This is a genomic window from Achromobacter sp. (assembly GCF_049647645.1).
In the GTDB taxonomy this organism is placed as follows: Bacteria; Pseudomonadota; Gammaproteobacteria; order Burkholderiales; family Burkholderiaceae_B; genus Achromobacter.
Genome location: NZ_JBARYB010000278.1, coordinates 1 through 20,797, shown reverse-complemented (window position 1 = coordinate 20,797; position 20,797 = coordinate 1). Strand labels below are relative to the sequence as shown.

Here is a 20,797-nt window from a genome sequence, read left to right as displayed (position 1 = left end):
GTGCGCAGCCTGCTACGCGTTGTCGCCGCCATGCTGATCGGCCTGGCGGGCCTGGCCGGCGCGGCGCCCGCGCAGGCTGACGAGTTGCCCACGTTCACGCTGCGATTCAAGCCTGACGGCACGTTCGAGCCGGCCACCCTGGAGGTGCCGGCGGGACGCTTCAAGATCGAACTCATCAACGAGAGCAACGAACCGGTGGAATTCGAGAGCATCCCGTTGCGCAAGGAAAAAGTCCTGGGGCCGGGGGTGAAGTCGTTTGTCGTGATCACCATTTCCCGTCCCGGCGAGTATCCCTTTTTTGATGACTTTCACCAGAGCGTGAAGGGCACCTTGGTCGTCAAACCCAAGGAATAAGCGGTAGCAATATATGGAACAGGTCCTCTTTATCGTCTGGCGTGAAAGCGTCGAAGCCATGCTGGTGGTGGGCATTCTGTACACCTGGCTGCGCTCCACGCCGGAAGGCAAGCGCGGGCTGAACTATCTGTGGGGCGGCGTCGCGGCGGGCCTGGCGCTGGCCGTGGCCCTGGCGCTGGTGCTGCTGGGCGTGTCCACATGGCTCAGCGACGAAGGCCAGGAATGGTTCCAGGCCATCATGTCGCTGGCCGCGTGCGCGCTGGTGGTGCAGATGGTCGTCTGGATGAAGAAGCATGGCCGCACGCTCAAGGGTGAACTCGAAGGCGGAGCCCGCGCTTCCGTCGCCAACGACAACTGGTGGGGCCTCTTCATATTGGTGGCGATTGCCGTGGCGCGCGAAGGCAGCGAAACCGTGGTGTTCCTATACGGCACCGTGTCGGCCGGCGAGGGTGGCAGCAACATGTTGATGCTGGCGCTGGCTGGCCTGGCCGGCTTCGTCGTGGCGCTGCTGACGTTCTGGCTGCTGCAGCTGGGCGGCAAGCTCATCACCTGGCGCCGTTTCTTCCGCGTGACTGAAATCCTGTTGCTGCTGCTGGCCGGTTCGCTGCTGGTGGGCGGCCTGGATCACCTGATTTCGCTGGACGTGCTGCCGACCATCATCGATCCGGTCTGGGACAGCTCCTGGCTCTTGAGCGACAGCACCGGCGTGGGCAAGATCCTGGCCGATTTCGCCGGCTACCGCGCTCTGCCGGCGCTGACTTCGGTGCTGTTGTGGGTGGCTTACTGGATCATCGTCTGGGCGCTGCTGCGCTGGGTGGGAGGCAAGCCCGCGAGGGTTTCCGCCGCGGCCCGCAGCGCTTCCTGAATCCGACTGTTGCCGGACTGAATATTTGAAGGTTTGACCATGGCAGCTGCACTCGGGAGGGCAACCTCCCGTATCGCCGACTTCCTTCGTGACCATGCCCCGCTGTTGCGCAAGCTGCAGTGGGGCATTGTTGCGATGTACGCGTTCCTTTTGATCGTGCCCGCGGTCCTGCCCTTGCCGGACAACGCGGCCTCGGTGTTCAACAACCTGACCATCGTCGCGCAGTTCGCCTTCTGGGGTGTGTGGTGGCCGTTCGTGCTCATCTCGATGCCGATTCTGGGCCGTGCCTGGTGCGGTTGGCTATGTCCCGAGGGCATGCTGACGGAATGGGCCAGCGAACGCGGCCAGGGGCGTGCGATCCCGAAGTGGATGCGCTGGGGCGGCTGGCCTTTCGTCGCATTCGCGCTGACCACCGTCTATGGGCAACTGGTCAGCGTGTACCAGTATCCGCTGGCGGTGCTGGCGGTGCTGGGCGGGTCGACGGTGGCGGCCATGATCGTGGGCTGGCGCTACGGCCGTAGCAAGCGCGTTTGGTGCAAGTACCTGTGCCCGGTCAATGGGGTCTTCAACCTGCTGGCTAAGCTGGCGCCTTGGCATTTCAAGGTCGACGAAGAGAAGTGGCGCCATCCGGTCATCCGCATCGAACCCATCAACTGTGCGCCGCTGGTGCCGCTGCGCCACATGAAGGGCGCGGGCGATTGCCATGTCTGCGGACGCTGCAGCGGCTATCGCGGCGCGATCGCGTTGACGCCGCGTTCGCCCGAAGAAGAGATCGTGCATGTCACCCATGGCGACCCGTGGCAGACGGCGCTGCTGTGCTTCGGCCTGATGGGCATCGCGATTGGCGCCTTCCTCTGGAGCGCCAGCCCCTGGTATGTGACCGCCAAGCAATGGGCCGCGACCTGGCTGGTCGAACACGACATCATGTGGCCGCTGCTGGATAACGCGCCCTGGTTCATCCTGACGCATTACCCGGAAGTGAACGACAGCTTCTCGTGGCTGGACGGCGCGGGCATCCTGATGTTCGTCGTCGGCGCCACGATCTGTGTCGGCGGGGCTTCCTTCCTGTCGCTGTGGATCGCCGACCGCCTGGCGCCCGCCGCGCCTGTGCCGGGCGAGCCCGCGACGCGCTGGGGCCGTCCTGGCCTGCACAAGCTGGCGCAGGCCTTGATTCCTTCCGCCGGCATCGGTGTGTTCCTGGGCCTGTCGGCCACCACCGTCAACCTGCTCAAGCACGAAGGCATGCAAGCCGCCTGGGCCGCGCCTGTGCGCTTCACGCTGCTGAGCCTGGCAGTGCTGTGGACGCTGCGCCTGTATGCGCGCCTGCTGAAGCCGCGCCTGGCGAGCGCCTGGCGCAAGGGGCTGGCCTGGCTGGTGCTGGCAGCCGGCCTGGCGCCGTTCTGCCTGGCCTGGGTGCTGTTTTTCGCGGTCTGGTAGCACGACGCCCGAGGCTTGCGATAAAGTTGGGCATTGCGCCGGCCGAGGCCGGCGCAACTCTTTCAACAATCGCATCCGCCATGGCCTCCTACGCATTCCGCCTGCTCAACGTTTTCGCTTCCTCCACCTTCAGCGGCAATCAGCTTTGCGTGTTCGAAGACGCGCGCGGCATGGATGGCGCCACCATGCTGGATTTGGCGGCGCAGTTCAACTTGTCTGAAACGACCTTCATCCTGCCGTCCGACAAGGCGGCGGCGCGGGTGCGCATTTTCACCCCCGGTTTCGAAATGAAGTTCGCAGGACATCCCACGATCGGCACTGCGCAGGTCGTGCGGGATTTGCGGCAGACCGGCGATGAGCTGACCCTGGAGTTCGCCGCCGGCGTGGTGCCAGTGACGGCTCGCGGCGATGCCTGGACCTTTACCGCGCCGTGTCCGGACGGCGTGCGGACGGCGGCGCCCGCGCTGGAGCGCGCCGAGATCGCTGGTTTGCTGGGCCTGGATGCGAGCGATCTGTCGGGCGATCCGATATGGGTGGACACTGGCGCCGATCAGCTGCTGGTGCCGCTGGCTAGCGTGGCAGCCGTGCGCCGCGCCGCGCCGGACGCCGCCCGGCTGGACCGTTGGCAAGCCAACAGCCTGGGCCGCAGGGTCATGTACGCGTTCGCCTTCGACGACAGCCGCCAGCAGGACGGCCGGCAGGTGGTGGTGGCGCGCTACTTCTACGCCAAGGCCGGGGGTGGCGTGAACGAAGATGCCGGCACGGGTTCCGCCTGCGCCAATCTGGGCGGCTGGCTGCGGCATCAAAAACGTTCCTTGCCCGCCAGCATCCTGGTGGAGCAGGGCGACCAGATGGGCAGGCCCTGCCGATTGCTGCTGGACGTCCATGCCGACGGCCGGATCCAGGTTGGCGGACGCGCGCTGGAGATAGGCCGGGGCGTGATCGATATCTGAGGTCCGAGGCCGCCATCTGATGGGCGGTCCAAAACAAGGCGGCGCCCGTGTTCGACACGGGCGCCGCCTTGTTTTTCAGGAAAGGGCTTGAATAGCCCCCAGGGCTTACTTCTTGTTCTTGGCCGGGTCGACCTTGATATTGTTCATCACCTGCTTGACGCCTTCGACGCCGCGCGCCACGGTGGCGGCGTGATCGGCTTCTGCCGCGGTGCCCACGGTACCCGTCAGTTTGGTGACGCCCGCATTGGTTTCCACGGCAATGTCCAGCGCGCTCAACTGCTTGTCGGCCACGATGGCGGCCTTGACCTTGGTGGTCACGGTGGCGTCGGACGCGTATTCACCCACGGACTGTTTCGGCTTGCCGTCATCGGCGGCAAAAGCCATGGAAGTGAAGACGGCGCCCGTGCCCAGTGCAGCGGCGGCGATCAGCTTGCGGAATTCCATAGTCATGCTCCTTGTTAGTGGTTCGGCGCGTCGGGACGCGGGGATTGCGTAATGTCTTGGGTGCGAGTTCTATTTCTTGCGGAATGCGCCGCCGAGGATGGACAGCAGCGCCAATACCAGGAAGACGAAGAACAGGATCTTGGCGATACCGGCAGCGCCGGCGGCGATGCCGCCGAAGCCCAGGACAGCCGCGATGATGGCAATGACGAAGAAAACTACGGCGTAGTGCAGCATGTCAGCTTCTCCTGGTGGTTGGCCGGATCAGGGATTGCGGTCGAAAAAGTCGCGGACTTCCTTTTCCGCCTGTTCCCGGGTCTTGCCGTAACGCTCCTGGATCAAGCCCGCCAAACGTTCGGCGTTGCCTTCGGTGCGGGTCAGCTCGTCGTCGGTGAGCTCGCCCCAGGCGGCTTTGGCCTTACCTGCCAGTTGCTTCCATTTGCCAGCGATGATGTCGTTGTTCATGGTGACCTCTCCTGTTGCTAGCGCCATCCGGTTTGCGGCCTGTAAACCGGGCTGTCGCGGTTGAGTGGGACACTGATCAGCTAGGGCCTGTCGATCTAAAAGATCTCGTTCAGGCCATGCATCAACCGTACGGGCCATGCGGCATGGCCGTCAAACCTGGCTGTGGGCAAATGTAACGACCGGCGGTGCGCCAAAAGGCCCGGTTTCCGGCGAGCAGAGGTTGCAGCCGCACTAGATGTGATAGTTACATTTCGGCAATGTCTTGTCCTTTATTGAGTGGGCCTGGTAACCAGATCTGAGGGCGCAGGCAGGGCGGTGCGCGGCTGGCTTGCGGGCGGGCGCAACGGTATAGTCATGGCGGAACCGGCAACCACGTTCGGCCGCAGAAAAGGAAGAGGAACCCGCATGACGCAACGACTTTGCAGCGCTATCTTGCTGACGCTGGCCGTGATGGCGGCGATGGGATGCACGCACGTGACCGACAGGTACCAGGCTGCCGCGCCCGTGGCGTCGTCCAGCAGTTGACTTGCGCGCGCTGACGCAACACGCAAACGGGGCGCCTCAAGGCGCCCCGTTTCTACTTCAGGAGCCGCGCAGGGCTCAGGCTTGCGCGATGCGGCGCGCGATGTGATCCAAAGCCTCTTCCACCTGATCGACCAGGATCAGGCACAGATCTCCGGCGCCCAGGCGCGCCAGCGCCGTATCGATGGCGAGAAACTCGCCGTGGATCTCTTCGACATGCTTGCTGCGGCTGGCGTTGACCAGGCCCTGCTGCAGCAGGGCCAACACTTCGCCGTCGGCGCGGCCGCGCTGGCATTGGTCCTGGTAGAGCAGCACGTCGTCGAAGGCGTCGCCGAGGATCTCGGTCTGCATCCGGATGTCTTCATCGCGCCGGTCGCCCGCGCCGCTGATGACCACCGAACGCCGCTTGGCGGGCATGGCGTCCACCGCGCGCACCAGGGCCAGGATGGCATCGGGATTGTGGCCGTAGTCCGCGATCACCGTGGCGCCGTGGTAGTCGAACACATTGAAGCGTCCGGGCGCGGTCTGGGCGTCGTTGACGAAGGTGGCCAGGCCGCGGCGGATGATGTCCGTGTCCAGGCCCAAGGCCCAGGCGGCGGCGATCGACGCCATGGCGTTTTCGACCTGGAAGGTGATGGTGCCGTTGCGCGTCAGCGGGATGGCGGCCAGCGGGTAGCGGGTCTCTTCGGCGCCTTGCTGCGCGGTCACGATGGCGTCGCCGTCGCGGTAGACGCAGCGCAGGCCTTGCGCGCGGTGCGTGGCCAGCACGGGATGGTTGCGGTCCTCGGCGAAGTAGGTGATTGAGCCCGGGCAGCTCGCGGCCATTTCGGCCACGATGGGGTCGGTCGCGTTCAGCACCGCCGTGCCCGAGGGATGTACGTGTTGCACGATCACGCGCTTGACCACGGCCAGGTCTTCGACCGTGCTGATGTAGCCCAGGCCCAGGTGGTCGCCCATGCCAATGTTGGTGACGATGGCCACGTTGCAGCGGTCGAAGGCCAGGCCTTCGCGCAGGATGCCGCCGCGCGCGGTTTCGAACACGGCCGCGTCCACGTCGGGGTGCATGAGCACGCTGCGAGCGCTGCGCGGGCCGCTGCAATCGCCGGTGTCGATGCGCAGGTTGTCGACGTAGACGCCGTCGGAGTTCGTCATGCCGACACGGTTGCCGGCGGCGCCCAGGAGGTGGGCGGTCAGGCGCACGGTGGTGGTCTTGCCGTTGGTGCCGGCCACGGCCACGACCGGGATGCGGCCGTCGTCGCCATCCGCGTACATGTTGGAAATGATGGCCTCGCCCACGGCGCGGCCCTTGCCGAAGGACGGGTTCAGGTGCATGCGCAGGCCGGGCGCGGCGTTCACTTCGACCACGCCGCCGTTCTGCTCTTCAAGCGGGTAGAGCACGCTTTCGGCCACCACGTCCACGCCGCAGATGTCCAGCCCGATCATGCGGGCCGCCGACACCGCGCGCGCAGCCATCTCCGGATGCACTTCGTCGGTCACGTCGGTGGCTGAGCCGCCGGTGCTGAGATTGGCGTTGTTGCGCAGGAAGATCAGGGTGCCGGCGGGCGGCACGGAGTCGGCTTCGAAGCCTTGCTTCCTGAGCGTGGCCAGGGCGATATCGTCGAAGCGGATCTTGGTCAGGGAAGTTGCGTGGCCATCGCCGCGCAGCGGGTCCGCGTTGACCTGGTCCACCAGTTGGCGGATGGTCTGCACGCCGTCGCCCGTGACCTGCGGCGGATCGCGGCGCGAGGCCGCGACCAGCGCGCCGCCGACCACCAGCAGGCGGAAATCGTGGCCCGGGATGTAGCGTTCGACGATGACCTCGGAGCTGATCTCCTCGGCCACTTCAAAGGCCTGGATCACCCGTTCGCGGGTTTCGATGTTGACGGCGACGCCGCGGCCCTGGCTGCCGTCGCGCGGCTTGACCACGACCGGCCCGCCCAGTTCCTCGGCCGCGGCCCAGGCTTCCTCGGCGGTGGTCACCGAGCGGCCCATGGGCACCGGCACGCCGGCCGAGTCCAGCAGCATCTTGGTCAGGTCCTTGTCCTGCGCGATGGACTCGGAGATGGCGCTGGTCAGGTCGGTTTCGGCGGCCTGGATGCGGCGCTGCTTGCTGCCCCAGCCGAACTGCACCATGCTGCCCTGGGTGAGGCGGCGATAGGGGATATTGCGCGCGGTGGCGGCGTTCACGATGGAACCGGTACTGGGTCCCAGGCGCACGTCTTCGTCCAGGTCGCGCAGGCGCTTGAGGGCGTCGGCGAGGTCGAAGGGCGTGTCGTCCAGCGCGGCGCGCACCAGCACCTGCGCCAGTTCCATCGCCAGCTTGCCGACTTCTTCCTCGCTGTACTCGACCACCACCTGGAACACGCCGGGCTCGATGGTGGAGGCGGTGCGGCCGAACGTGACGGGGCAGCCGGCGTGCGCCTGCATCGTCAGCGCGACGATCTGCAGCACGTGGGCGATGGAGACCGCGCCCTGATGGCCTTCCGGACGCAGCAGCCCGGTCTGGGGCAGCCGCGCGCGCAGGCGCGCTTCGAAGTCAGGCAGGTTGTCGATGGAGCATTCGGCGTCGGCGCAGGAAACGATGGCCTCGATCGCGGTGTTCTTGCTCCACAGATTGGGGCCGCGCAGTGCTCGGATACGGGAAACTTCCATGGCAGGTATTCCTGTCTAGCGCACGCGCGCCCCGCTAGTGCGAGGGCGCGCGCAGATATTGTCAGTATTGCTGAATCCAGCGGCGGACCAGATCGATGGTGGGGCCGGAGAAGGCCTCGTCGGACTGCAGCAGGACGAAGTCGCCGGCGGCAATGCCATCGAGCTGGCTCTGGATGGCCTTGCCGTGGTCGGGCTCTTCCTGGATGTCCTTGACGCGGGCGCCTTGCGCCAGGCCCTGGCGCAGCAGCGCGCGCGCTTCGCCTTCGGGACGCTTGCTGCGCACGGTCAGGTCGTCGTAGAGCACCACGCGGTCGAAGGCGTCGCCCAGCAGCTTGCCCTGTTCGATCAGGTCCGCGTCGCGGCGGTCGGCGCCGGCCGAATAGACGGCGGCGCGCGTGGTCGACGGGAACTGGTCGATGGCGGCGATCAGGGGGCGCAGCGCCGAGGCGTTGTGCACGTCGTCGACCACCACGGTGCTGCCATTGCGTTCGAACAGCGTGAACTGCCAGGGGGCGTCGGCCTGGTCGATATCGAAGGTTTCGATGCCGGCGCGGATCAGCTCCACGGGGATGTCCAGCGCCCAGGCCGCGCCCACCGCGGCCAGCACGTTCTCGATCTGGAAGGCGACCCGTCCGCCATGCGTCAGCGGGATCGCGGCCACGGTGGCCAGGCGTTCCTCGCGGCCGCCATGCGCCAGCACGATGCCGCCGTCGCGCACGAACACGGCGCGGCCGTCCTGCTGCAGATGCGCGGCGATGGCGGGCAGGGCCGGATCAATGCCGAAGAAGATCACCGTGCCATCGGATAGCTCGGCCATTTCCACCACGCGCGGATCGCGCGCGTTCAGCACGGCGGCGCCGCCCGGCAGCACCACGTCCACCTGCGTGCGGAACACATTGAACATGCGCTCCGTTTCGTTGATGTCGAAGTCGCCGAGATGGTCGGCGTCATCGATGTTGGTGACCACGCCCACCTGGCAGCGGTCGTAGGCCAGGCCCTGGCCCAGGATCACGCTGCTGTCGTTCTCGATGACGGCGGCGTCCAGGTTGCGGTTCATCAGCAGGCGCGTGCCCGAGGCGAAATCGGCGCGGTCGCCCTTTTGCACCAGGCGGCGGTCCAGGTAGAGGCCTTCGCTGCAGGCCAGGCCGGTGCGCTTGCCGGACAGGCTCAGCAGACGGGCCACCAGGCGCGCCACCACGGTCTTGCCGTTGGTGCCGGTCACGCCCACGATGGGAATACGTCCCGCATCGCCTTCGGGGAACAGATGGTCGACGATGGCGCGGCCCACGGGACGCGGTGTGCCGTCGGCCGGCTTCAGGTGCATCAGCAGGCCAGGGCCGGCGTTGACTTCGACGATGGCGCCACGCTGCTCTTCCAGCGGGCGGGAGATGTCCTCGGCCACCAGGTCCACGCCGGCGATGTCCAGGCCCACGATGCGCGCGGCCAGGGTCACGGTGGCGGCAATGCTGGGATGCACCCGGTCGGTGACGTCGAAGGCGACGTTGCCGCTGCGCTGCACCAGCACGCGCTGGCCTTCGGGTGGAACGCTGTCTTCCGTGAGGCCCTGGCGGGCGATTTCCAGCCGCGCGGCGGAATCGAGGCGCACCGGGTTCAGCGGGTGGTTCTCGGTGCGGCCGCGGCGCGGATCGGTATTGATCTGGCTGTCGATGAGTTCGGTAATGGTGGATTTGCCATCGCCCGTCACCCAGGCCGGTTCGCCGGCGGCGGCGGCCACCATGCGGTCGCCGACGACCAGCAGGCGGTGCTCGTTGCCCAGCACGAAGCGTTCGACGATCACGCCGCTGCCTTCGTCCACGGCCACGCGGTAGGCCGATACTACTTCCTCGCGCGTCGTCAGGTTGGTGAACACGCCGCGGCCATGGTTGCCGTCATAGGGTTTCACGACCACCGGCAGGCCGATGTCCTCGGCCGCTTCCCAGGCGTCGTCCTCGCTGCGCACGAGACGGCCTTCGGGTACGGGCACGCCGCAGGTCGACAGCAGTTCCTTGGTCAGGTCCTTGTCGCGCGAAATGCCTTCGGCGATGGCGCTGGTGCGGTCGGTCTCGGCCGTCCAGATGCGGCGCTGGGCCGAGCCGTAGCCGAACTGCACGAGGTTGCCCTCGAACAGGCGGATGTAGGGGATGTCGCGGTCGTCGGCGGCATCGACGATGCAGGCGGTGCTGGGGCCGAGACAGTGCTTGTCGATCAGGCTGCGCAGCTTGGCGATGGCGGCGGGCACGTCGAAGGGGCGATCCTCGATGGCGGCCATGACCAGGTCGCGGGCTTCGTTCAGGGCGGTGCGGGTGACCTGTTCCTGCCAGGCGCGCACCACGACCTTGTAGACGCCGCGGGTGGAGGTTTCCCGGGCCTTGCCGAATCCGCCGCGCAAGCCGGCCAGGTTCTGCAGTTCCAGGGTGACATGTTCAAGAATGTGGCCGGGCCAGGTGCCTTCCTTCAGTCGCGACAGAAAGCCGCCCCGGACCCCCGGGCTGCAGCGGTGTTCGATCAGGGTCGGCAGCCATTCCGTCAGGCGTTCGTAAAAGCCGGGAATGGTGTTGGAGGGGTAGTCCTCCAGTTCGCCGATATCCACCCACGCTTCGAGTACCGGGCGGTACGTCCAAATGTTCGGGCCGCGCAAAGCCACGACATCGAGAAATTCAATGTCTTTCTTTTTCATGTTTTAATTTACGAGAGAAGCAGGTTGGCACGCGCGGACGCCCCTATGCAAGACCGCGAATTTATTGGGGTTGCGCCTTTAGAATAATGCCAACGAGTGGGGGATCCCAGATATTCCTAATTAGAAAAATCGGCTGCTACTATACGACGCCTTCAAGGCGTGAAATCGTTATGTTGTAAGGAAGGGACACGTTTGCCGCCAGTCCTGGCAGCGAACCGGTTGCCGCCTAGTAGGGCAGAGTCCTGGCCCGGTATGCGTTCCAATGAAAAAACCAAACCTGCTTTCCGGCCTTGCCGAAGCCTTTCCTGCCCGCTGGCGCGATGAAATCAGCGCCGAATTGGCGGATGGCGAAACCTTGTTGGCCTGGGTTGAAATAGACCTGGATCAGCGCCTGAAGTTCCGCCCGGGGCTGATCGCCGCCACCGATCGCCGGCTGCTGGCGCGCCATCCCGACGAACCGCGGTGGGAATCCTGGGCATATGGCCCCCAATTAAAGCTCAGCCTGACCGACCACGCCGGCGCCGCGCTGCTGGAATTGCACGACGACAGCTCCCGCCTGGGCGCCTGGCGCTTCACGCTGGCGCGCAATCCGGGCGCGCTGCGTCTGCTGGGGCAGTTCGAGACCCAGCAGGCCATCCGTTTGACCGGCCATCAGGTCGAGGAACTGGCGGAACGCACCTGCACCATCTGTAATAACGTCATCCCGGCGGGCGAGGAAGAATGTCCGACCTGCAGCCAGGAACAGGCGGCGCCGTCGTCCACCTGGGCGTTGTTGCGCCTGTGGCGTTTTGCCCGGCCTTACCGCGGCCCGCTGCTGGCGGGTTTCGTGTTGACGCTGCTGGGCACGGCCGCCACCCTGGTGCCGCCGTACCTGACCATGCCGCTGATGGACGACGTGCTGATTCCGTTCCAGAACGGCGCACCCATCGACTACGACAAGGTCCGCCTCTACCTGGGCGGGCTGCTGGCCTCGGCGTTCCTGGCCTGGGGCCTGGGCTGGGCCCGCACCTACATCCTGGCCTGGGTCAGCGAACGCATCGGCGCCGACCTGCGCACCACGACTTATGAGCACCTGCAGCAGCTGTCGCTCGAGTATTTCGGCGGCAAGCGCACGGGCGACCTGATCTCCCGCATCGGCAGCGAGACCGACCGAATCTGCGTGTTCCTGTCGCTGCACTTGCTGGATTTCGCCAACGACATCCTGATGATCGTCATGACCGCGGTCATCCTGGTGTCCATCAATCCGTGGCTGGCGCTGGTCACGCTGGTGCCGCTGCCTTTCATCATCTGGATGATCCACGCGGTGCGCGACCGCCTGCGCCATGGCTTCGAAAAGGTCGACCGCATCTGGTCGGAAATCACCAACGTCCTGGCCGACACCATACCCGGCATCCGCGTGGTCAAGGCTTTCGCGCAGGAAAAGCGTGAAGTTGCGCGTTTCCGCGAAGCCAACAACCGCAACCTGGAAGTCAACGACCGCGTGAACACCACCTGGTCGCTGTTCTCGCCCACCGTCACGCTGCTGACCGAAGTGGGGCTGCTGGTGGTGTGGATCTTCGGCATTTGGCAGGTGTCGCAGAAGCAGATCACCGTTGGCGTGCTGGCCGCCTTCCTGGCCTACATCGGCCGCTTCTACATGCGCCTGGATTCGATGAGCCGCATCGTCTCGGTCACGCAGAAGGCCGCGGCTGGCGCCAAGCGCATCTTCGACATCCTGGACCACGTCTCTAGCGTGCCGGAACCGCAGAATCCGGCCAAGCTGCCGCACATCAACGGCCGCATCGAATTGCGCGACGTCGGTTTCCGCTATGGCAACCGCCAGGTCATCCGCGGGTTGAACCTGGCCATCGCCCCGGGTGAAATGATCGGCCTGGTGGGCCACAGCGGCTCGGGCAAGAGCACGCTGATCAACCTGATCTGCCGCTTCTATGACGTGTCCGAAGGGGCGGTGCTGGTCGACGGCGCCGACATCCGCTCGGTGCGCGTGGCGGACTACCGGCGCAACATCGGGCTGGTGCTGCAGGAACCGTTCCTGTTCTTCGGCACCATCGCCGAGAACATCGCCTACGGCAAGCCGGACGCCACCCGCGACGAGATCGTGGCCGCGGCGCGCGCCGCGCATGCGCATGAATTCATCCTGCGGCTGCCGCATGGCTACGATTCGCTGGTCGGTGAACGCGGGCAGGCGCTGTCCGGCGGCGAACGCCAGCGCATCTCGATTGCGCGCGCGCTGCTGATCGATCCGCGCATCCTGATCCTGGACGAGGCCACCTCGTCGGTGGACACCACCACCGAAAAGGAAATCCAGAAGGCGCTGGACAACCTGGTGCGCGGCCGCACCACGATCGCCATCGCCCACCGCCTGAGCACTTTGCGCAAGGCGGACCGCCTGGTGGTGCTGGACCGCGGCCAGATCGTGGAGCAGGGTCCGCACGAAGAACTGATGGCCCGCGAGGGCGCCTACTACCGCCTGTATCAGGCGCAGGCGCGCCAGGCCGAGGCCGACGCGCAGGCGTCGGGCAGCGAAGACATGGCCGCCGTGGCCTGACGCGGAACCGGAATTATCGTCATGACCTTGCCGTCTTTTCAGCTGCGCCGCAATGCTTTCGGTCGCCTGGAGTTCCAGTCCGCCGATGGCGAGACCCACGAAGGCGTGCTGCCCGTGCGCGCCTTTCCCATCAGCGAACCGGGCCGCGGCCTGTCGCTGGTGACGGTCGACGGGCACGAGCTGGTCTGGATCGAACACTTGGCCGACGTACCGGCTCCGCAGCGCGCGCTGATCGAGGAAGAGCTGGCGAGCCGGGAGTTCATGCCCGAGATCCGCAAGCTGGCCAGCGTCTCCACCTTCGCCACCCCGAGCACCTGGCAGGTCGATACCGACCGCGGCCCGACGTCGTTCACGCTGCGCGGCGAAGAGGACATCCGCCGCCTGAGTCCGCAGACCCTGCTGATCGCCGACAGCCACGGCATCTTCTACCTGGTGCGCGACATCCAGTCGCTGGACAAGCACAGCCGCAAGCTGCTGGACCGCTTTCTCTAGGACCTGCGCAAGGCGCCGTTCGGAGCGAACAGGCCCCAGGCTTCAGCCTTGCGGCGGCCGCTTGAACGGGGAGTGCGTTTCCAGTTCTCCCAGATAGTCCGTCACGGCCGCGGTTTCCTCGTCCAGGAAGTTCTGGATCGCGTCCGCGAAGCCGGGATGCGCGACCCAGTGAGCCGACCAGGTCGGCGTGGGCAGCAGCCCGCGCGCCATCTTGTGCTCGCCTTGCGCGCCGCCTTCGAAGCGGGCGATGCCATGGGCGATGCAATAGGCGATGGACTGCATGTAGCAGGTCTCGAAGTGCAACCCCGGCACGTATTCGGTCGCGCCCCAGTAGCGGCCATAAAGCGCGTCGCCACCCGCCAGGTTCAATGCCGCCGCCACCGGCTGCCCGTCGCGCTCCGCCAGGATCAGCACAAAGGCCTCGGCCTGTTCGCGCTGCGCGCGGCGGAAGAATTCGTGGCTCAGGTAGGGCGGATTGCCATGGCTGAAGTAGGTGCGGCAATAGCATTCATAGAAGAAGTCCAGCTCGGCCGCGCCTATCGCGGCGCCGCGCAGCCAGCGGTACGACAGCCCGGCAGCCGCGACCTTCTTGCGGTCCTGGCGGATCTTCTTGCGCTTGTCGTGGCTCATCGTGGCCAGAAAGGCGTCGAAGTCCGCGTACCCCGGATTGGTCCAGTGGAACTGCACGCTTTCGCGGATCATGAAGCCGGCCTCGCGCAGCGCCCGCATGTCGGTGTCCGAAGGGAACAGCAAATGCAGCGAGGAGACCTTGATCTCTTCCGCGAAGGCGATCAGCCCGCGCACCAGCGTGGCGCGGTCTTCATCGTTGCTTGCCAGCAGCCTGGGGCCGGTCACCGGCGTGAAGGGAATGGCCGACAGCAGCTTGGGGTAGTAGCGCAGCCCGTGACGCTGGAAGGCGTCGGCCCAGGCGTAGTCGAACACATACTCGCCGCGCGAATGCGATTTCAGGTAGAGCGGCGCGGCCGCGGCCAGCGCGCCGTCGCGCCACAACGCCAGGTAATGCGGCGCCCAGCCGGTCTGGGGCTCGGCGCAGCCGGTTTCGTGCAGCGCGCGCAGGAACGCATGGCGCAGGAAGGGCTGGTCTCCTGCCAGCGCATCCCATTGCTGGGCGTCGATGCGGGACAGGTCGGTCTCTATGGTCAGGCGCAGGGAATCCATGGGTGAATGATAAAGTCTCCGGGTATGCGCAAGGCTTGCGGCCATAGCGCTTTCACGGGATTTCGGGCTGGCGCGAGGCCGCCCGGCACAGAGAAGAACATGGACAGCAACACAACGCCCGCCGTGGCCGGGCATGGCCAGGACTGCTTGCGCGGGCAGGCGCTGGCGGCGCTGGCCGCCATGGCCTGGCAGGACAAGCTGGCGGCAGTGCGCGCCATTTCGGATGAGGCCGTGCTGGACTGTGGGCGGGTGTTCGTGGCCACGGCCGAGTTACCGGGCCGCCCGCCTTTGCCGCAACTGGTGGCCCCGGCCCAGGTCAAGCAGCGCTCCATGGGCACGCAGGAAGGGCGCGCGGCGCTGCTGCACGCGTTGGCGCATATCGAGTTCAATGCCATCAATCTGGCCTTGGACGTGATCTGGCGCTTCGCCGGCATGCCGGAAGCCTTCTACCGCGACTGGCTGCACGTAGCGCGCGAAGAGGCCTATCACTTCGATCTGCTCAGGCAGCGCCTGGCCGCCATGGGCCACGCCTATGGCGACTTCCCCGCCCACAACGGCCTGTGGGACATGGCGCAACGCACGCGGGCCGATCTGCTGGCCCGCCTGGCCTTGGTGCCGCGCACGCTGGAAGCGCGCGGCCTGGACGCCTCTCCCGCAATCCGCGCCAAACTGGCGGGAGCAGGGGACGCCGACAGCGCGGCTATCGTCGATATCATCCTGGCCGACGAGATCGGCCACGTGGCCATCGGCAACCATTGGTACAAGCATCTGTGCGCGCAGGCGGACAAGGACCCCGTGGCCTGCTATGCCGAACTGGCGCAGCGCTACGAGGCGCCCCGGCTGCGCGGACCCTTCAACCTGGAGGCGCGCCGCGCCGCCGGATTCGACGACGCCGAGCTTGCCGCGCTGCAGGCCGGTTGACTGGACGACATGAGCATCGATACTTCCAACAAAGCACTTCCGCCCCGCAGCCTGCGCGCGCTGGCCATAGGCCTGGCGGGCGGCGCGCTCATCGCGCTGGCGCCCGCCGCTTCGGCCGCCGACGCATACGCGGCCTGCCTGGCGCAATTGCGCGGCCCGGCGCTCAAGGCCGGCGTCTCGGGCGCCACGTTCGACACCCATACCGCAGGGCTCGCGCCCGATATGGCGGTGCTGGATCTGCTGGATGCCCAACCCGAATTCAAGACACCCATCTGGGACTACATGGCGGCGCTGGTCGACGACGAGCGCGTGGCCGACGGCCGGGCCGGCATGGCGCGCTGGCAGTCCGACCTGGACCGCGCCGCGTCGCGCTACGGCGTGGACGCGGCCACCATCGCCGCGGTCTGGGGCGTGGAGAGCAACTATGGCCGCACCCTGGGCGGCCGGCCCCTGCTGACTTCGCTGTCCACGCTGTCCTGCTTTGGTCGGCGCCAGGCCTATTTCCGGGGCGAGTTCTTTGCCACCCTGAAGATCATCCAGGATGAGCATATCGCGCCCGGACGCCTGACCGGCTCGTGGGCGGGCGCCTTCGGCCAGACCCAGTTCATGCCCTCGACCTACTTGCGCCTGGCGGTGGATTTCGATGGCGACGGCCGCCGCGACCTGGTCGATAGCGTGCCGGATGCGCTGGCCTCCACGGCCAATTTCCTCAAGCGCGCGGGCTGGAACAGCGCGCTGCAATGGGGCTACGAGGTCCGCCTGCCGGCGGGCCTGGATACCTCGGGCGCGGGCCGGAAGAACAAGCGCGCGATGTCGTACTGGGCTGGACGCGGAGTTACGCGGGCCGATGGTCAGCCGCTGCCCGCGGGCGACACGCCGGCGGGGCTGCTGCTGCCGGCGGGCCGGGGCGGTCCCGCCTTCCTCGTCACGCGCAATTTCGACGCCCTGTATTCCTACAACGCCGCGGAAAGCTATGCGCTGGCCATCGCCCACCTGTCCGACCGGCTGCGCGGCGGCGGTCCGTTGGCGCAAGCCTGGCCGACCGACGATCCAGGTCTGTCGCGGGCGCAGCGGCGCGAGTTGCAGCGGCTGCTGATTGCTCGCGGCTATGAGATCGGCGAACCCGATGGCATGATCGGCGCCCGCACCCGGGAGGCCCTGCAGGCGGCGCAGCGCGAGCTGGGCCTGCGGCCGGACGGCCGCGCCGGGCTGAAGTCGCTGCAGGCCCTGCAGGCGGGGAAGGCCGCCAACTGAGCGGGCGCGGATAGACAAGCTTTGTAAAGATCCCGGGGGTCATCCATCAGATGACAGGCAGGGCGCCGGGCATGGGCCTATACTGGTTTTCCGATTTTTCAGGAGCACGATGATGAGCCTATTGGATACCTTGGCCTCGATGGCCGGCGGCGGTCAGCAAGGGGGCTCGGCTTCGCTGCTGCCCGCGCTGATCGAGCAACTGAACAAGTACCCGGGCGGCCTGTCCGGCCTGATCGCAAGCTTCCAGAAGGGCGGCTTGAACGAGATCGTGGCCTCGTGGGTGGGCACCGGCCAGAACATGCCTGTCAGCGCCGACCAGCTCGGTTCCGTGCTGGATCCCGGCGTCGTCAACGAACTGGCCGCCAAGACCGGGCAGGACACGGACTCCGTGCTCGGCTCGCTGTCCTCGCTGCTGCCGCAACTGGTGGACAAGGCCACCCCCAACGGCGAGGTGCAGGGAGAGCAGCAATTCAACCCGGCCGATCTGCTGGCGTCCTTGTCGGGCATCTTCGGCAACCGCGCAGGGTAAGTCTTATCGCCAGGCAGCCCATGCAGGCGTCCGCGCCTGCTTCCACCAGCCGGCGGCGCCTGTTGCAGGGCCTGGGCGTGGCGGCGCTGGCCGCCAGCCTGCCCGCCTGCGCGCCGGCCTGGTCGGTGCAAAGCACCTTCTGGCAATTGTGGCCCAGCCATCTGGAATTGAGTCCGCAGGCCTGGCGCGAGCGCATCGCCGCGATGCATGCGCTGGGATTCCGCGAGATCATCATCCAGTGGGTCGGGGCCAACGGCGGGGCCCAGCCCTGGCAACTGCCGGCGCCCACGCTGGCGCTGATCTTCGACGAGGCGGAGCGCCTGGGCATGGGACTGCAACTGGGCCTGCCCTACGACGAGCGCTGGTGGCGGCAACTGGGCGAGCCGGATGACGCGGCGCTGGCCGCTTTCCTGCAGGCCGCGCAGGCGCAGGCGCTGGCCTATGCGCGGGCGTCGAACGCAACCGGGCTTGCGGCTTTTCGCGGCTGGTACATCCCCTATGAGATCGAGCAGCACAGCTGGGCCGCGCCCGATCGTCAGGCGCGTTTAGTGCAGTGGCTGCGCGAGCTGTCCGATCCGCTGCTGCAACAGACTGGGCGGACACCCACGATATCCACGTACCACAGCAAGCTGCCGGGAGCGCTGAGCCTGGCCGACCTGTGGAGCGGATTGCTGGACGCGGCAAGGCTGAGACCTATGCTGCAGGACGGGGTTGGCGTGTCCGGCATGGCGGCATACGAGGCGCTGGAGCCGCTGCACCGCATGCTGCTGGCGCGGCGCGCGCCGTTCGACCTGATCGTCGAACTCTTCGAGGAACTACCGTCGGAACGCCAGGACGGCACCACGTTCAATGCCCGTTCCGCCGATGCCGCGCGCGTGCGCCGGCAGTTGCGCATCGCGCGGCGTTACCGCGCGCAAGGCGTGGTCGCCTTTGCCGCGGATCCCTGGCTGATCGGGCCCACGCCCGAGGCGCAGCGCTTGAGGCAGGAGTGGCCGCTCTAGGCGGCCGACACGCTGCCGCACGAGATGGTTATCGCGGCTGCGCTGCGGCCATGGCCTTGAGCTGCGCGCAGGTTTTTTCCTTGTCGGCTGCGCTCAGCGCGCCCAGTTGCGTCTTGGCCTGGCCGTAGGACTGCGAGAAGGCGGTGTCGAAGTCAGCGGCCGACATGCCCTGCGCGCTGGTCGCGGTCTTCTGTTGTTGCTTCATCTGATCGAGCTGCGCTGCCGAGTAGGCATTGCAATATTCGGCGGCGGCATGCATCTGCCCGCTCAGCGCAGCCAGGTTGGGCATCTGGCCCGGCATGGTCTGTTGGGCGAGAGCGGCGCCGCTGGCCAGGGTCAGGGCGGCGGCAGCCAGGGCGAAACGAGCTTGTCTGAAAATCGGCAATTCAATCTCCAACGCGGTGAGGGATCGGGTTTGCACGCGCGGCGATTGCGCTGCCTGCGTGGCGCGGAGCACTATGCCCGATTCATTGTTAGGGGCTTATGAATCGTTGTAATGATGTGTATCGGCGGCTCAGTACGACAGCGTCATGTTCATGAACCAGCCTTTGGCGCGGTCGCTTTCGCCGCCGCCTATGCTGGTGCGGTATTGGACGCCGAAGTCCAGGTAGGAGCGCGGCGCGTTGTAGTGATCTTCGCGGAACCAGTAGCGCATATTGAAGCCGGGGCCCACGCCCAGCGACCACGAGGTGCCATGGTCGGACAGGACCACCGACTGGCTGCCGTAGCCCGGCAGATCGTTTAGCTTGGCCACGCTCTTCTGCCACAGCCAGTCCGCGCCGACTACCGCATACGGGAACAGCACCAGCTTGTCGCTGATGCTGGTGGCGCGGAAGCTGCGGCCCACGCGCAGTTCGCCAGACAGGAAGGCCTGGTCGCGCTTGAGGCGGCCGGAGGAACTGCCCAGGTCCTGTTGGCGTTGGCCCTTGGAATCCACCGAGTAGGCGGTGTAGCGGGCGCTATTGTCGTCCCAGAGGTAGCCGCCCTGCGCGTAGCCTTCGATGGTGAGCCAGCTCGGCACGTCCACGCGCAGCTCGCGGCCTTGGTAATAGCCATAGGTGATGTAGGTCATCCAGCCGCCGGCATTGCCGTTGAGCTTGTAGCGTGCCACCGCGCTCTGGTCCTGCAGGTTGGGGTAGGCGTCATGGAAGGCCTGCTGCGCCGCGCATTGCACCGCGCTGGATTCCGGATAGGCGTAGCCCTGGCGGGTAGCCGAGCCCAGGAAGAAGCGGCGTTCGATGCCGAAGGTCACGCCGGTATCCGCCAGCAGGTAGCGCAGGCCCAGCGCGCCGATGGTGCTGGGAATGCCGGAGGCCGAGCTGCTGTTGCGCAGACGCTCGTCGGCGGAGCGGTTGTCCGGCGTGCTCTCTCCGGTGCAGGGGTCCACGTTCCGGCGCGATTCGTAGGTGCTGCCGCCGTCGTACAGCGTGTTGGAGCTGCGCGCATAGGCTTCCAGCATGCCCCAGCGGTTGTTCAGCTGCGGCGGTCGCCAGAAGATTTCCGCGGTGCTGAACACCACGTCGCCCGGCGTGTTGATGGCGGCTCCGCCCAAGCTGGAGTTGGCGGGGCGAGCGCCGCGGTATGACGCGGAAAACGATGCGCCCCATTCGCGCGACAGCGCGGCGACGCCGCTGCGCGTGTTGTAGCGTTCCAGCGGCGTCAGGCCCAGTTGGCCGGCGTCGTCCATGTCGATGGCCTGCTTGAGGGAGTCGGTGGCGGCGCGGTTGTCGCCCATCGCGGATTGCGCGTAGGCCTGGTCCAGGATCAGGCGCGGCGGGGCCTGGCCGGTCGCGCGCGCGGCCGCGAAGTCGGACACCGCGCCCGCGGGTTGGCCCAGGCGTTGGCGCGCGTAGCCACGCTGCGCGAGCAACTGCGCCGAGTCCGGCTGGCGGGCGATGGCGTCGCTCAAGCGCGCTTCCGCTTCGGCGGCTTGCGCCTTGGTGCCCGCGGCCAGCGTGGTCGTCAGCAGCTGGGCATAGCTGTCGTTGTCCGGCGCTTCGGCCACGGCCTGGCGGGCCAGGACGATGGCTTCCTGGTACGCGCCCTTGTCGTAGGCGGCGTAGGCGCCGGTGGCGGCCGCGCTGCCTGGAGCCGGCGCGGCGGGCGCCTGGCTCGCGGCGATCTGCTGCTGAAAGGCCTGTTGCCTGGCCTGTAGCGCGGCCTTGTTGGGCGCGCCCAGCGCCAGCGCCGTGTCGACGGCCTGGCTGGCGGCCTCGTAGCGCTGCTGCGCGCCCAGTGATTCCACCCACAGCAAGGCCCATTCGCCCTGTCTGGGCACGGCGCGGAAGGCGTGCTCGGCGCCAGCAGCGGCGGCCGCGTAGTCCTGGCGCCCATAGTCCGCATAGGCGCGGGTCGCCACGGGATAAGCGCGCTGGTACGGAGTCTGCGGCGCGGGCTTGCGGGCGGGGGGCGGCGTTTGCGCCTGAACCTGTGCCGGCGTTTGCGTTGGTGCTGGCGCCGCGGGCATCGCGGCCACGGCTGGCGCGCGCTGCAGGTTGGCCTTGGCC

At 67.0% G+C, this 20,797-nt stretch carries 18 protein-coding genes; 10 read left to right on the top strand and 8 right to left on the bottom strand.

Annotation, left to right across the window (positions count from 1 at the left end):
* Positions 1 to 30 precede the first annotated feature (30 nt).
* The 4 genes from WBB14_RS32180 (at position 31) to WBB14_RS32165 (ending at position 3,609) form a co-directional block, all read left to right on the top strand.
* On the top strand, positions 31 to 354 hold the full coding sequence (locus tag WBB14_RS32180) for a cupredoxin domain-containing protein (protein WP_424243376.1): 324 nt from the start codon (positions 31 to 33) through the stop codon (positions 352 to 354).
* A gap of 13 nt (positions 355 to 367) precedes the next feature.
* Complete coding sequence (locus WBB14_RS32175) at positions 368 to 1,219, top strand: FTR1 family iron permease (protein ID WP_424243369.1); 852 nt, start codon at positions 368 to 370, stop codon at positions 1,217 to 1,219.
* 39 nt (positions 1,220 to 1,258) lie between these two features.
* On the top strand, positions 1,259 to 2,656 hold the full coding sequence (locus tag WBB14_RS32170) for a 4Fe-4S binding protein (RefSeq protein WP_424243368.1): 1,398 nt from the start codon (positions 1,259 to 1,261) through the stop codon (positions 2,654 to 2,656).
* An 80-nt stretch (positions 2,657 to 2,736) separates the two neighbouring features.
* Positions 2,737 to 3,609, top strand: coding sequence for a PhzF family phenazine biosynthesis protein (locus WBB14_RS32165; RefSeq protein ID WP_424243367.1), 873 nt, complete (start codon positions 2,737 to 2,739; stop codon positions 3,607 to 3,609).
* 105 nt (positions 3,610 to 3,714) lie between these two features.
* On the opposite strand, the gene WBB14_RS32160 is transcribed toward WBB14_RS32165, so the two are convergent.
* The 5 genes from WBB14_RS32160 to cphA (WBB14_RS32140) all read right to left on the bottom strand — a co-directional run bounded on the left by WBB14_RS32160 (position 3,715) and on the right by cphA (WBB14_RS32140) (position 10,366).
* On the bottom strand, positions 3,715 to 4,053 hold the full coding sequence (locus tag WBB14_RS32160; protein ID WP_013392352.1) for a BON domain-containing protein: 339 nt from the start codon (positions 4,051 to 4,053) through the stop codon (positions 3,715 to 3,717).
* A gap of 69 nt (positions 4,054 to 4,122) precedes the next feature.
* Entirely contained in the window at positions 4,123 to 4,287 is a 165-nt protein-coding gene (locus tag WBB14_RS32155) for a DUF1328 domain-containing protein (RefSeq protein ID WP_006389411.1), read from the bottom strand.
* A 27-nt stretch (positions 4,288 to 4,314) separates the two neighbouring features.
* Positions 4,315 to 4,515 carry a CsbD family protein gene (locus tag WBB14_RS32150; protein WP_424243366.1) on the bottom strand — a complete coding sequence of 67 codons (201 nt, stop codon included), beginning with the start codon at positions 4,513 to 4,515 and terminating at the stop codon, positions 4,315 to 4,317.
* 600 nt (positions 4,516 to 5,115) lie between these two features.
* Positions 5,116 to 7,689, bottom strand: a complete 2,574-nt coding sequence (gene cphA, locus WBB14_RS32145) for a cyanophycin synthetase (protein WP_424243365.1) — start codon at positions 7,687 to 7,689, stop codon at positions 5,116 to 5,118.
* Positions 7,690 to 7,750: 61 nt separating this feature from the next.
* The gene (cphA, locus tag WBB14_RS32140) at positions 7,751 to 10,366 is read right to left on the bottom strand and encodes a cyanophycin synthetase (protein WP_424243364.1); all 2,616 of its coding nucleotides are present in this window, start codon (positions 10,364 to 10,366) and stop codon (positions 7,751 to 7,753) included.
* Positions 10,367 to 10,628: 262 nt separating this feature from the next.
* Here cphA (WBB14_RS32140) and WBB14_RS32135 point away from each other — a divergent pair, with 262 nt between their 5' ends.
* The gene (locus WBB14_RS32135) at positions 10,629 to 12,914 is read left to right on the top strand and encodes an ABC transporter ATP-binding protein (protein WP_424243363.1); all 2,286 of its coding nucleotides are present in this window, start codon (positions 10,629 to 10,631) and stop codon (positions 12,912 to 12,914) included.
* Between the two features lie 21 nt (positions 12,915 to 12,935).
* Entirely contained in the window at positions 12,936 to 13,406 is a 471-nt protein-coding gene (locus tag WBB14_RS32130) for a DUF1854 domain-containing protein (protein WP_424243362.1), read from the top strand.
* 42 nt (positions 13,407 to 13,448) lie between these two features.
* On the opposite strand, the gene WBB14_RS32125 is transcribed toward WBB14_RS32130, so the two are convergent.
* Positions 13,449 to 14,585 carry a GNAT family N-acetyltransferase gene (locus WBB14_RS32125; protein WP_424243361.1) on the bottom strand — a complete coding sequence of 379 codons (1,137 nt, stop codon included), beginning with the start codon at positions 14,583 to 14,585 and terminating at the stop codon, positions 13,449 to 13,451.
* Between the two features lie 99 nt (positions 14,586 to 14,684).
* On the opposite strand from WBB14_RS32125, the gene WBB14_RS32120 reads away from it, so the two are divergent.
* The 4 genes from WBB14_RS32120 (at position 14,685) to WBB14_RS32105 (ending at position 18,290) form a co-directional block, all read left to right on the top strand.
* Complete coding sequence (locus tag WBB14_RS32120) at positions 14,685 to 15,506, top strand: ferritin-like domain-containing protein (RefSeq protein WP_424243360.1); 822 nt, start codon at positions 14,685 to 14,687, stop codon at positions 15,504 to 15,506.
* A 9-nt stretch (positions 15,507 to 15,515) separates the two neighbouring features.
* Positions 15,516 to 16,760 (top strand): lytic murein transglycosylase, encoded by a 1,245-nt coding sequence (locus tag WBB14_RS32115; RefSeq protein WP_424243359.1) that lies wholly within the window; start codon positions 15,516 to 15,518, stop codon positions 16,758 to 16,760.
* A 112-nt stretch (positions 16,761 to 16,872) separates the two neighbouring features.
* Positions 16,873 to 17,289 (top strand): YidB family protein, encoded by a 417-nt coding sequence (locus tag WBB14_RS32110; protein ID WP_041652833.1) that lies wholly within the window; start codon positions 16,873 to 16,875, stop codon positions 17,287 to 17,289.
* 20 nt (positions 17,290 to 17,309) lie between these two features.
* Positions 17,310 to 18,290: a DUF4434 domain-containing protein gene (locus WBB14_RS32105; protein ID WP_424243358.1), complete on the top strand. Its 981-nt coding sequence runs from the start codon at positions 17,310 to 17,312 to the stop codon at positions 18,288 to 18,290.
* Between the two features lie 28 nt (positions 18,291 to 18,318).
* Here WBB14_RS32105 and WBB14_RS32100 read toward each other — a convergent pair whose 3' ends face one another.
* A complete protein-coding gene (locus WBB14_RS32100) occupies positions 18,319 to 18,675 on the bottom strand; it encodes a hypothetical protein (RefSeq protein ID WP_424243357.1) in 357 nt (118 codons plus the stop codon).
* A gap of 129 nt (positions 18,676 to 18,804) precedes the next feature.
* On the bottom strand, positions 18,805 to 20,797 hold a 1,993-nt coding region (locus WBB14_RS32095), incomplete at its 5' end, for an NfrA family protein (protein ID WP_424243356.1).